At 35.8% G+C, this 13172-nt stretch carries 12 protein-coding genes; 7 read left to right on the top strand and 5 right to left on the bottom strand.

Annotated features, from left to right (window positions below):
- Positions 1–5 precede the first annotated feature (5 nt).
- From chbG to zwf, 4 genes are all read left to right on the top strand, one after another.
- Positions 6–707, top strand: coding sequence for a chitin disaccharide deacetylase (chbG, locus tag KQI21_RS14755; protein ID WP_216484997.1), 702 nt, complete (start codon positions 6–8; stop codon positions 705–707).
- A gap of 38 nt (positions 708–745) precedes the next feature.
- A complete protein-coding gene (locus KQI21_RS14750) occupies positions 746–1492 on the top strand; it encodes a threonine/serine exporter family protein (RefSeq protein WP_216484996.1) in 747 nt (248 codons plus the stop codon).
- A gap of 138 nt (positions 1493–1630) precedes the next feature.
- Complete coding sequence (locus KQI21_RS14745) at positions 1631–2074, top strand: threonine/serine exporter family protein (RefSeq protein WP_216484995.1); 444 nt, start codon at positions 1631–1633, stop codon at positions 2072–2074.
- 65 nt (positions 2075–2139) lie between these two features.
- Positions 2140–3612 carry a glucose-6-phosphate dehydrogenase gene (zwf, locus tag KQI21_RS14740; protein WP_253291537.1) on the top strand — a complete coding sequence of 491 codons (1473 nt, stop codon included), beginning with the start codon at positions 2140–2142 and terminating at the stop codon, positions 3610–3612.
- A gap of 625 nt (positions 3613–4237) precedes the next feature.
- Here the strand turns inward: zwf and KQI21_RS14735 are convergent.
- Entirely contained in the window at positions 4238–4543 is a 306-nt protein-coding gene (locus KQI21_RS14735; RefSeq protein ID WP_216484994.1) for a hypothetical protein, read from the bottom strand.
- A 985-nt stretch (positions 4544–5528) separates the two neighbouring features.
- On the opposite strand from KQI21_RS14735, the gene KQI21_RS14730 reads away from it, so the two are divergent.
- From KQI21_RS14730 to KQI21_RS14720, 3 genes are all read left to right on the top strand, one after another.
- Positions 5529–6272 carry a metal ABC transporter ATP-binding protein gene (locus KQI21_RS14730; RefSeq protein WP_216484993.1) on the top strand — a complete coding sequence of 248 codons (744 nt, stop codon included), beginning with the start codon at positions 5529–5531 and terminating at the stop codon, positions 6270–6272.
- Between the two features lie 20 nt (positions 6273–6292).
- Positions 6293–7132, top strand: coding sequence for a metal ABC transporter permease (locus tag KQI21_RS14725; RefSeq protein ID WP_216485107.1), 840 nt, complete (start codon positions 6293–6295; stop codon positions 7130–7132).
- Positions 7133–7666: 534 nt separating this feature from the next.
- Positions 7667–8659, top strand: coding sequence for a metal ABC transporter solute-binding protein, Zn/Mn family (locus KQI21_RS14720; protein ID WP_253291535.1), 993 nt, complete (start codon positions 7667–7669; stop codon positions 8657–8659).
- 220 nt (positions 8660–8879) lie between these two features.
- On the opposite strand, the gene KQI21_RS17105 is transcribed toward KQI21_RS14720, so the two are convergent.
- The 4 genes from KQI21_RS17105 to KQI21_RS14710 form a co-directional block, all read right to left on the bottom strand.
- Positions 8880–9089, bottom strand: coding sequence for an IS3 family transposase (locus KQI21_RS17105; RefSeq protein WP_444972198.1), 210 nt, complete (start codon positions 9087–9089; stop codon positions 8880–8882).
- Positions 9090–9491: 402 nt separating this feature from the next.
- Positions 9492–9614, bottom strand: a complete 123-nt coding sequence (locus KQI21_RS17100; RefSeq protein WP_309245565.1) for a helix-turn-helix domain-containing protein — start codon at positions 9612–9614, stop codon at positions 9492–9494.
- A complete protein-coding gene (locus KQI21_RS17095) occupies positions 9611–10015 on the bottom strand; it encodes a helix-turn-helix domain-containing protein (RefSeq protein WP_301281761.1) in 405 nt (134 codons plus the stop codon). Before KQI21_RS17095 ends, KQI21_RS17100 begins: the two co-directional genes overlap by 4 nt.
- 77 nt (positions 10016–10092) lie before the next feature.
- Positions 10093–13170: an efflux RND transporter permease subunit gene (locus KQI21_RS14710; RefSeq protein ID WP_216484992.1), complete on the bottom strand. Its 3078-nt coding sequence runs from the start codon at positions 13168–13170 to the stop codon at positions 10093–10095.
- Positions 13171–13172 lie beyond the last annotated feature (2 nt).

Raw genomic sequence — 13172 nt, 5'->3', positions numbered from 1 at the left:
TAAAATTGAAAATTTTAATTAATGCAGACGATTTTGGATTAACAAAAGGGGTCACAGATGGTATTATAAAAGCTCATACAGATGGTATTGTACAGTCTACAACATTAATGATGAATGGAAATGCTACTGATTACGCTGTAACCCAAGCGAAAAAACATCCTAGTCTAAAGGTTGGAATCCATCTTGTGTTAACATGGGGAAAACCAATGAACAAACATGTAACAGAGTTAACAGACCGAGATGGCTTTTTTAAATTTAAACAAGACTCCCAGCTTTTGGCTACAGATATAGAGGCAATAAAAATAGAATGGCAGACCCAATTAGAAGCTTTTTTATCAATAGGTTTACCACTTCACCATATTGACAGTCACCATCATGTTCACGGTTGGGAGCCATTAAGGCCGGTAATTACTCAACTAGCTAAAAAATACAATGTACCCGTTCGATTTACTGAATCATTGCGATCGGAGCCAGATATTTTATTAACGGAGGACATTTGGTTAGATTTTTATGGGGACGCTGTAAATGAAGATCTTTTTTCAAAGCTCAAACATCTTTCTGCAAATAGCGTAGAAGTAATGACTCATCCTGGCTTTGTAGATGATGATTTGCGTAAAATAAGTTCCTACACAGATAAGCGAAAAGAGGAATTAGATTTACTCTGTTCCTTAAAGATGCCTAACTGGGTGAAAAACTTGAACAGTTAGCAAACTCACTTATTTTATCGGCGAACGGAGGGACGCAGATGAGTGATAGTAGTTCACGATCAATTGCAAAGGTCTGTTTACTGGCGGGAAAAATTATGCTGGAGAATGGAGCTGAAACATATCGAGTTGAGGATACGATGAACCGGATTGCCACAGCTTTTGGCCTAGAAAATGCGGAAAGTTATGCTACCCCTACCGGAATTCAGTTTTCTACTGAAGGAGAGGCTTCTTATTTTCGGAGAATTTCCAATCGCTCTAATGATTTACAAAAAATTGCAGATGTAAATCACATTTCGCGACAAATAACTGCTCAAGCACTTGATGTTAAAGAAGCGCTATTATTATTAAAAGGGGTACAGCATTCAAGTGAAACATTTCCTTTCTGGTTACAGCTCGTTGCTGCTGCTTTAGCAAGTGGTAGCTTTACCATTATGTTTGGTGGCATGTGGAGTGATCTCTTACCATCTGCCATTGCTGGTGCAGCTGGTTATGCAGCGATGATCTGGTTTGAAAAGTTATTAGAAATTCGCTTTATTGCTGAATTTATCGCCTCATTTATTATTGCTGTTATGGCTGTACTAGCAATTCAGTATGAAATAGGTGTACAAATGGATAAAATTATTATTGGTGCAGTGATGCCGCTCGTTCCTGGGCTGCATATTACAAATGCTGTTCGTGACTTAATGGCAGGCCACCTTGTATCCGGCGTATCTAAAGGTGTGGAAGCATGTTTAACAGCTTTTGCAATTGGAGCTGGTGTTGCTGTAGTTTTCGCCTTTATCTAAATAAGACGTTACATAATTCTGAGATTACACACATATAGCTCCATACAGTTTATTTCTAAATAGAACTAATTTATCATCAATGCTGTATCTTGATCTCGGCTTTTTAGAGTATGTACTAAAATATAGGAGTTGATCTTAATGGTACTTGCTCAACTTATTACAAGCTTTATTGCTGCTCTTGGATTTGGCATTATTTTTAATGCTCCAAGAAATACGTTAGTTCAATGTGGAATGGTAGGTATGTTTGGTTGGATTGTCTATTATATTTTAGCCGACCAAGGGATGGATATCGTTCCTGCTACAATTTTCGGTTCCATGCTAGTAGCTGTTCTGAGTCAGCTTTCTGCAAAATTATATAAAACACCGATTATTATCTTTAATGTATCAGGTATCATTCCACTAGTACCAGGGGGCATGGCTTATGATGCGATGCGTAAATTTGTGGAAAATGATTACTACAACGCTGTTCAACTCTCAGCAAAGGTTATGTTGCTAGCTGGTGGGATCGCTATCGGATTAATGTTTTCCGAAGTGGCTAATCAGTTGCTGAAGAAAACATGGAATTGGTTACGTCCCGAATAGTTGCTTTTCCGTTTTTAACCTTATATGATAGTTTTGTTACTACACTACAGATGGAGAGGGTTTTATTGAAAACTATAGATAAACCAAACGTCGTTATTGTCATATTTGGAGCTACAGGGGATCTATCTAAAAGAAAATTATTCCCTTCCATTTATCGTCTTTATCAAAGTGGAAAAATTGGTAAGGATTTTGCTGTAATTGGTCTTGCTCGCCGTCCATGGACGAATGATATATTTCGAAAAAAAGTTTGTGAATCTGTTCAAGTATCTGATCAAGAGAAAGAAAATGATTTACAAGCTTTCGCATCCCATTTTTATTATCAGCCATTTGATGTAACTGATACTTCCTCCTACGATCATTTAAACACTTTACTAAATAAGTTGGAAGGGCAATATGAGACAGATGGCAATCGCATTTTCTACTTAGCTATGGCGCCAGAATACTTTGGTTCCATTGCTAAAGAAATTGAACGCAATGGATTGAAGGACGGAGCCGGTTGGACAAGGTTAGTCATTGAAAAGCCCTTTGGACACGATTTTGAATCAGCCAAAGAATTAAATAATCAAATTCGTTTAGCATTCGATGAGGATCAAATATATCGAATTGATCATTATCTTGGCAAGGAAATGGTGCAAAATATTGAGGTAATTCGTTTTGCAAACGGAATATTTGAACATTTGTGGAACAACCGGTTTATCTCTAATATTCAAGTAACCTCCAGTGAAAAGTTGGGTGTGGAGGATCGAGCACGTTACTATGATCGGTCTGGCGCTACAAGAGATATGGTGCAAAATCATATGCTGCAAATGGTCGCTCTTTTAGCAATGGAACCACCCATTAAGCTTACCCCGGATGAAATTCGTTCCGAAAAGGTAAAAGTGCTTCGTGCTATGCGAATTGTTGAGCATGAACAAGTAGATGATTATTTTGTCCGTGGCCAATACGGTCCTGGCAGCTTAGGAAAAGGCTATCGGGAAGAAGCCCCGGAATTAGAGAATTCAACTACTGAAACGTATGTTGCCGGAAAAGTCATGATAGATAATTATCGTTGGGCTGGAGTACCTTTTTATATTCGAACTGGTAAAAAAATGAAAGAAAAATCGATTAAAATTGTCGTTGAATTTAAAGATATACCAATGAATCTTTATTATAAGCATAGAGCAGAAAAACATCCAAATTTACTGGTCATTAACATTCAGCCAAATGAAGGAATCACTCTTCATTTGAATGCTAAAAAAGCAGGTGTAGGATCAATTGCTCAGCCTATACAATTATCATATACGCACAGTAGCATAGATGGTATTAATACACCAGAGGCGTATGAGAAATTGATTTATGATTGTATTATTGGCGATACAACGAATTTCACACATTGGGATGAAGTGGCTTACTCTTGGAAATTTGTCGATGCTGTATTAGATGCTTGGTCGAAAAAAGAACCAGACTTCCCTAACTATTCAGCTGGCTCCATGGGACCTGAAGCAGCAAACCATCTGTTAGAAAAAGACGGCTTCCACTGGTGGCCAATTATAGGCTAAGACAAAGTTTTCTTTCACCTTCACCATTATAATTGATGTACAAAGAAAAAAATCCTACTGCCATCTAAAAAGCTGAGGCTATCAATTGATGAAAAGCCTCGGCTTTACTTTAATAAAGTGAAACTTCATTCAGTAGGAGTTTTCTTCCATCTCCTACTGAATGTTAGTACCTAGAAGGGTATGACCTAAAGGCCCTTGAACGAATCGGGCATTTAGGTGCCGTTTTCTCCAACTTAGACCCTTTTGTACCAACTCAGGCTCTTAAAGTGGGAGTCTTACGGCACCTTACATGCGGGATAAAAATTTAGTGTAAAGGCTGATTTATCTTATGAAAGGCTGTTGCTTTATTCTATAATAAGTGAAAGTTAGACAAGGTTTGGTGTGACTTAAGAGCAGTATCGTTTTTTCTGTTCTATAAATTCTGCTTAGACATACAAATTTTCATAAAAACAGCTACCAATTAACCATACTTCATTATTGCAACAACCACCTATACCTTCTACCGAAAAGAAAAACAACTAGAAGTGTCCGGTTAACTACGTTTACTACAGATTGAACTTCGCCTTTCAAAAAGATATCCATTATGCAGAAACAGATTTAATTTCCTAGACAACAAGGATAAGTCTTAAGAAATCCAACTCCTTCTGTCCGGCATAAATGCAGTAATAATTAATACAATTGCTGTAATTATATGCATAATCATTCCTACAATCGGAATCCAGCCTATACAGGATGTAATAATCCCTAAAATACTGCCTGCACTTGCTCCTTCGTCTCTCTTCGTTAAAATTAATGTAATGATATGAAGGATAAGCATAACAAATAATGGTGTATATAAATTCGAAACAATAAATACTCCTCCAAGAATAGGAAAACCAAGTAAGCCTTCAAAAATTCCTGTGATCCATTTCAAAATTTGTGATATGGACAACAGCTTCACCTCCAAATTAATTTCAATTATAATTTATCCTATTTTGCTCAATTAAAACATATTGTATTACTATAAAATCATGCTTTACTTCACGTGTAAGACAAATCCTGTCTATACTTCGTACTTATGATGATTAAATTCGTGATACTTAAAAAACAAAAGCTAGAAGCACTCGGTTAGCGATCATAACTGGAGATCTTCTGACTGATAAAGAAAACATGCCCTGCAATAGAGGTATGCCGATGCTTTACGGCAAGCCCGCTAGATTCGAGCCGATGTTGACCTATCATAGGAAAAATCGGAGTTTCCCAAGCAGCACGAGTGCTTAAGCTAGACAATGCTACTTTTCGAAAAAGATTATCCACAATGCAGAAATGGATATATTCTCCTCGAAAATGAAAGATAATGCCAAGGCTTGTATTGCTAGAACCTTGGCATTATTATGTGGTTTTTAACAGGCATATTAATATCCAAATTATTAACAATCTGCTGTTTTAATGACTACAAACAACACAAAAAATCACATAAGGTTTATAACTTCATTTTCACGTTAAATTCCAACATGTTTTTACTGATCAAACCTGAATTTCCTAACTGCTTCGAATAACCTTATACTTACTCCACTCTACTAGAATTTACTTTTTATGTAATTCCAAAAAACAGCCATATTTCAGATTTAGAAATATGTTCGACTTTAAGGCTATTTCAGTTTAAGTATTTGAACTTATCATCTAAAACCATTCTTGGACTTGCTGTTATCTTTCCATAGTTAATTTAGTAAAAGATTTTATGGGCAATTGATTACCACTTGCCTTTTATCTCTCCTTGATTTGTATTAAAAAGCATACAAAATAAATTATCCCTTCTTGTTTACAAACAAAATATTATGTAGTAGACTATTATTAATAATTTTTGTATTAGGTAAAAATAGTAGAAGCGAGTAAAACTTTTATTAATAGCATAATATTTGTGGGAGTGTGAAATAATGAATGGTTTAGTAAATGCTAACAATCTAAGTGTTTCCTATTATGGGAAAGAAGTAGTTCGAAATGTTTCTTTTTCCTTTAAAACTGGTAATCTAATAGGAATTATCGGTCCCAATGGTGCTGGAAAATCGACCTTGATGAAAGCTGTATTAGGGTTAGTTCCACGTGATAGTGGAAGAGTTGAAATTTGTGGTAAACCAATAAAGGAGAGCCAAAAAAATATTGCTTATGTTCCACAACGAAGTAACATTGACTGGGATTTTCCAATTTTAGTTCGGGATACAGTACTATTAGGAACTTATCCGAAACTTGGACTATTTCAGAAACCAAGAAAATCTGATAAAGAGTGGGCATATCACTGCTTGGAAAAAGTAGGAATGCAAAATTACAGTAAAACTCAAATTGGAGAATTATCAGGTGGACAGCAACAACGAGTATTTCTCGCGCGAGCACTAGCACAAAAAGCAAGTTTTTTCTTTTTGGATGAACCTTTTGTAGGGATTGACGTTGCTAGTGAAAAAATGATTATTGATATTTTACAAGTTTTGAGAGATGAAGGGAAAACAATATTTGTTGTACACCATGACTTAACAAAAGTGAAAGAGTATTTTGATGAATTGATTTTAATGAACAAAGAATTGATTGAATCTGGACCTGTACAGCAAGTGATCCGACCTGAATTAATGACAAGAGCATACAAAATGGACTTTCATTTACTTCATAAAATGGGGGTCGAAGTATAGTGGATTTTATAACCGATATTATGACCTATCAATTTCTGCAGAAGGCGTTAATAACTTCTATTGCAGTAGGAATCATTTGCGGTATTATTGGTTCGTTTATCATTTTACGAGGAATGGCATTAATGGGAGATGCTATATCCCATGCTGTACTTCCTGGAGTAGCAATTTCATACATGCTTGGAATCAATTATTTTTACGGTGCTGTAACATTTGGAATATTAACAGCTATTGGTATCGGAGTTGTCAGTCAGAATAGTCGAATCAAAAATGATTCTTCGATTGGAATTGTTTTTACAGCATTTTTTTCCTTAGGCATTATCCTTATAGCACAAGCCCAAACGGCTACAGATTTAACCCAAATTTTATTTGGCAATGTGCTATCAATCAGAAATTCGGACATGATTATGACATTGATAACAAGTGCAATTATCATTTTTGCTGTCACTGCCTTCTACAAAGAATTATTAGTAAGTACATTTGATGAAACAATGGCGGCAGCTTATGGATTACCAACGAAATTAATTCATTATGGGATTATGGTGTTACTCACATTGGCAACTGTTGCATCTTTGCAAACTGTAGGAGTTGTACTGGTTGTTGCAATGCTTATTACTCCAGCGGCGACTGCATACTTATTAACAAATCGGTTTTGGATAATGCTCATATTGTCTTCCTTCTTTGGCGCACTGTCGTCAGTGATAGGGTTATATATTAGTTTTAAACATAATTTATCATCTGGTGCTGTCATTGTTTTAACTGCAACTGCTTTATTTATCCTAGTCTTTATTTTTTCTCCAAAACAAGGAGTATTATGGCGGTCACTACGATCAAGAAAATCACGTACTGCTATGGAACATTAATGTAGTATTACATCCCTTAATCAATCAAGAAAATTACAATCAACACTATAGTTTGACAAACAAAGGATGGAAATGGATCAAGTGTTAAAATTCAACATGGTTTTTAAATTATAAACAAAAATGATGGGAAATGACTTAATCATAGACTTTTACAAAAGGAACTGTCCCAATACGGGGAATAGACAAGGAAAAGATTTAAAACGATTAGCAACGACTAAAAATATCCCTTTTAGCCATTTTTTGAAAATAATTGGAGAGCTCTTTTTTGAAACTGATAATTGATAATAATTATCGATTTTATAAAGTAAAACTCCATTCAATAGGGCTAATCCTTCATCCCCTACTGATAGAAATAGAACAAAGGCTATCATTTCAGGTGTCGTTGAAAAACCTCTTACTTAGACTTTTGATTATTCTCTATAGCTCGTGAAGAAGGAGTCTTTCGATACCTTAGATACAGGATAAATGTTCTTTATGTGTTAAAAATAATACAAAAATAATTTATCAATATAATAAAGGAGAGGAATTTGTTTTATGAGAAAGATTATTAAATTAATGACTGTTGTATTGATGGCACTCATTGTATTAGCAGCGTGTGGAAATGAAAATAATGAAACAGCAAAAGATAGTGCAAGTAAAACTAGTAAAGCAAATACAGAAACAACTCGTAACGGGGATAAAGTCCTCGCTGTAACCTCTTTTACATTGCTTGAGGATATGGTTAAGGAAATCGGTAAAGATCGTGTTAACGTGCATAATCTTGTACCAACAGGAACAGATCCGCATGAATATGAACCGCTGCCAGAAGATATTAAAGCTGCGACAGATGCTGATGTTTTATTTTATAACGGGCTGAACTTAGAAGGTGGCGATAATGGCTGGTTTGCAAAAATGATGGAATCGGTTAGTCAAGATTGGAATAATGCTTTTGAACTGACAAAAGGGGTAGAACCAATGTATGTAACATCAGGTTCTGGCGATAAAAAAGAGGAGGAAGTTAATCCCCATGCGTTTTTAGATCCTATTGTTGGCATACAAATGACTGAAAATGTACGTGATGCTCTAATCGAAATTGATCCCGATAACAAAGAGTATTATAAAGAAAATGCCGAAAAATATTTAGATCAATTAAGAGAAATTGATGAAAAATATAAAACTAAAATCAATGAAATTCCCGAAGAAGATCGCGTGTTTATCACAAGCGAGCAAGCCTATCAGTATATGACAAAACGTTATGGATTAAAAGAAGGATACATTTGGGCCATTGATACAGAGGAAAATGGTTCACCAGAACAAATCACTTCATTGCTTAAGTTTATAGAAAAACATGATCCACCAGTCTTATTTGTAGAAACAAACGTAGATCCAAGACCGATGGAGACTGTATCAAAAGAATCCGGTGTTGAAATATATGGCGAACTCTACTCAGATGAAATTGGTAAACCTGGCGAAGAAGGAGATACGTATATAAAATACTTGCAATATAACATTGATAAGATTTATGAAGGACTAACAAGTAAAAAATAGTTGAAACATTTCGGACCATTATAAATATATTGTTTCTTGGAGTATTTTTTCAGACCCTCTCTCTACGTACCAGGTCGTCAACAACTAGCTTTATTCACGCATTATCATTAACAAGCAATGTTGTAAAATTAACCTATGTTACTTTGGTTAAAAATTCCCCACCTCAATTGCAAAATGAACTGGCCCCTGTCAAGTAGACAGTGGAAATAATAAAAATGATTTAAGCGGCTTTAGTTCTATATTCTATAGGGCTGAGGCCGTTTAATCGTTCTTGATATCTATCATGATTATAAAAATATATGTACTCATTCATCGCTTTAGATAGCTCCTCAAATGTCTCATACTTATGTAAATAATACTTTTCGCTTTTGAGTGTTCCCCAAAAAGATTCCATTGGTCCGTTATCCATACATTTACCAACTCGCGACATACCGTGTGTCATCTCAATCTTATTTATCCTACGTTTAAATCCATGTGAAGTATATTGAAATCCTCGATCATTATGAATAAGTGGATGTTCCTTGAAGTTCTTGTTTAGAAGGTGTTCTATTTAACCATTTATAGTAAGAGGATCGTACGACCCCAGCGATTTCACAAAGAAGGGAAATGGACATACTTTCTTCTTCTACATGTAATTCTTTTATTGCGATATATTTAGCTTCAAATCTTACTTGGTTTATTTTCGCCTCCTTTCGATCTCCTCTAACTTTTTTAGAAATGCATTCTCCGCACGTAAACGTTCATTCTCTTTTTCTATTCTCTGAATCTCTAACTTCATTTTTTCTTCCGGAGTTAATTCTTCTACACTTTTACAACGACCCCGTCTATCCTTTCATGCATCCCATCCATCAGCTTCATATTTACGCACCCATTGATATACTTGTTGATAAGATACTTTATGAGTTTCCGCAGTTTCTTGATAATTTTTATCGTTGGATAAAGCGTCCTGTACTATTCCAATCCGTTCTTTCCAATTCGTTTTTTTCTTCCTTTAGTCATAGAGCGAACTCCTTTTCCCGTCTCTTTTAATTCTCTATGACTATTATACTTCTTTATCCATTTACGGAGAACTTTTGTATCAGATATACCATGCTTTCTTATAACCTCACGTAAGGAATATTCACCTGAAAGATAATCTCTTACGGCTGTTTCTTTTAATTCTTGAGAATACGGTTTCCATGTTTTCGATTCTTCTAAACCACGTATTCCTTCATTCTCAAATTTTTCAATCCATCTATATAGAGTTGATTTATTAATTTTATACGTTGAACATAACTCATTCATTGTATAATCCTCATTTTTATAAGCCTTTATTACTTCATATTTTAATTTACTTGAATGAGATCTTTTGGACATACAAAAACTCCCCTTAAGGAAAACAGATTTTTATTTTTTAATCTGTCTACCTTAAGGGGAGCATATCAAATTTTTAATTATGCCTTTTCTTTACCTTTGTTTCCTTTTGTAAACTTTGCAGTTAAGTCATCAAACAACGTATAAACTACTGGGATTAATAACAGTGTAAATATACTTGAAATGCCCAGACCAAAAATAATCGTTACTGCTAATGGCTGTTGCATTTCTGCACCTTCACCTAATGCTAGAGCTAATGGCACCATAGCTAAAATAGTGGTTAAAGTTGTCATTAAAATTGGACGGAGTCTGCTTCTCCCTGCTTCTAATATTGCTTCATAACGCGTCATTCCTTTTCGCCGTAAAAGGTTAATATAGTCTACTAACACAATCGAGTTGTTAACGACAATTCCCGCCAACATAATTATTCCTATAAAGCCTGGTATACTTAACGGGATATCCATGATAAATAACCCTAGCACTACTCCAATAACAGTTGCTGGCATTGAGAACATAATAATGAACGGGAATAAGAAGTTTTCAAACTGAACAGCCATTACTGCATAGACCAGGAAAATCGAGAAAACTAGCGCAATAGCAAGGTCTGTAAATGACTTTGTCATGTCTTGTGCTTGTCCCCCAATTTGATAGCTATAGCCCTCCGGAAAGTTCATATTATCTAATACGGATTCTACATCAGCTGTGGTACTTGCTAAATCACGGTCAACAACTTGACTGCCGACATTTATTTGTGGCTGCTGATTTTCTCGTTGTAGACTAACAGGTCCACTCATTTGCTTAAATTCTGCTACTTCATCTAGTGAAATAGTTGTACCTTGTAGAGTTTGTATTTTCATATCGTGCAAGTCGGCTATTTTGCTACGCTGTTCCTTAGGGTAAATTAATGTAACATCCATTTCTTTACCATCTTCTCGATATTGTGTAACTACTTGACCAGTAAACTGCATTTGAACTTGTCCCAATATCTGTTCATGGTTTAAACCATACATGGCAGCGCGGTCTTGATTGATCTCAATATTCAGTTGCGGAACACCTTCCGAAGCAGAGGTTTCCGGATTATAAACCCCATTTACATCATCAATTTCCTTAATAACTTCGCCAGCAAGTTCCTTTAACAATTCGTGTTCTGGTCCGTTTAATTGTATCTGGATTGGATCACCCATATTCATTCCTGAATCCATGGAATTAACGGTTATTTCTGCACCGGCAATCTCTTTTAATTTATCGTCCATTTCTTTAACAACATCGACGGTTGTTTTTTCGCGTTCTCCAGAAGGAATGAGCTGAATCGTGTAAATAGCTTCATTACTATTACTAATTCCTCCTCCGGAAGTAAAGGTTCCACTACCAATATTTACATAATTTGTTTCAATCAATGGTGTAAATTCCTTTAATTCCTTGTTTACTTGTTCAACAAGTTTCTCTGTATATTGTAATGAACTTCCTGAAGGTGTTTCTACACGTACTTCTAATTGCCCTTGATCAGCAGAAGGAACAAACTCCGCTCCGATAAACGGTGTAAGCATCAAACTGGCAACAATCGCTAAAATGGTTGCAAAAATAGTTGTTTTACGATGACCAAGCACCCATTTTAAACTATTTCTATACCCATTCGTTAACCAACCTAAGAAGCGATCAAACCAATAACGTCTGCCACTATCTTTTATTGCTTTTTGCAGGAGCTTGGAAGAAAGCATCGGGACTAATGTAATAGCTACCACAAGCGAAGTAATTAATGAAAAAGATACGGTTAATGCAAGTGGCGTAAACATGTCGGATGCTATTCCTTCTACATAAATAATCGGTAAAAATACAACCAATGTAGTTGTTGTTGAAGCAATTACAGCAGGAGCCAACTCACTCGCTCCTTTAATCGCCGCTTCCTTTAAATTGTATCCTTGTTGGCGATAAGAATAGATATGTTCCAGAATAACGATTGAGCTATCCACCATCATTCCTAATCCCAATGCCAACCCGCCCAAGGTTAAAATATTTAATGTCTCTCCTGTGAAGTACATTAAAATGAAAGTGGTAATGATCGCAATAGGAATTGACAAGCCTATTACAAGGGTTGCGCGAATACTCTTTAGGAATAACAACAAAATAAAGATTGAGATGATGCCACCAATTAAAATGTTTTGCCCCACAGAATCAATTGACATTTGAATAAAATCTGATGTGTCTATAATTACATTTAAATTAACATCTTTTGGCAAATCCCGTTCTATTTCTTTCATACTCTCTTTAATATTTGTTGCTACTTCCACCGTATTGCTGTCGGTTTTTTTTAGTATAGATAAAACTACGGAAGGTTTTCCATTTACTAACGTCAATCCAGATTCGTCTTTATAAGCATCTTTTACTTCTGCTAAATCTTCTACTTGTACAGTTGCGCCTGCTTCCGTTTGAACAAGCGTTTGTTTAATATCTTTCATTGACTTGAATTCACCAGTCACACGCAGTTGAAGATCCTTATCGCCTTTTTCAACTGTCCCAACTGAAGCTGACTGATTGGCACTGTTTAATGATTGAATAATTGTTTGCGTTGTAACACCATATTGCTGTAATTTGGCTTCATTGAGAACTAACTGAATCTCTCTTTCTTTACCACCTTCGACGCTGACAGATCCCACTCCACCTTGCTGTTCAAAAAATGGTACCAATTGATCATCAGCTATTTCCGTTAAGGAAGCTGTGTCGTCTCCAGTTAAGCCAACCCATATCACCGGCAACTGGTCCGGATTAAATCGCATAATATTCGGATCGCCTGCTTGACTAGGCAACATCCCCTTTACTTGGTCAACACTTTCTCGGACATCAAGTAAAGCCTGATCTAAGTCTGTTCCGTTACTAAACATCATAATAACTAAGGATGATCCTGATTGAGATTGAGATTGGACAGTTTCTATCCCTTCTACAGTGCTTACAGCCGACTCAATTGGTCTACTGATTAGATTCTCAACTTCTTGTGGTGCTGCATCTTCATATGATGTTGCCACCACAGCCACCGGGAGATCTATTTTTGGGAAAAGATCAACAGTTAAGCTGCGCAATGAAACTACACCAAGAGCGAGTATTGCAAGGACTATCATAATAACGCCTACTGGACGTTTTACAGATGTTTTGATTAGCTTCAAGT

Origin of the sequence: Virgibacillus proomii, from assembly GCF_018916875.1 — a bacterium.
GTDB lineage: Bacteria > Bacillota > Bacilli > Bacillales > Amphibacillaceae > Virgibacillus > Virgibacillus proomii_B.
The sequence above is the reverse complement of the archived record's forward strand: the minus strand, read 5'-3'. Positions and strand labels throughout refer to the sequence as shown.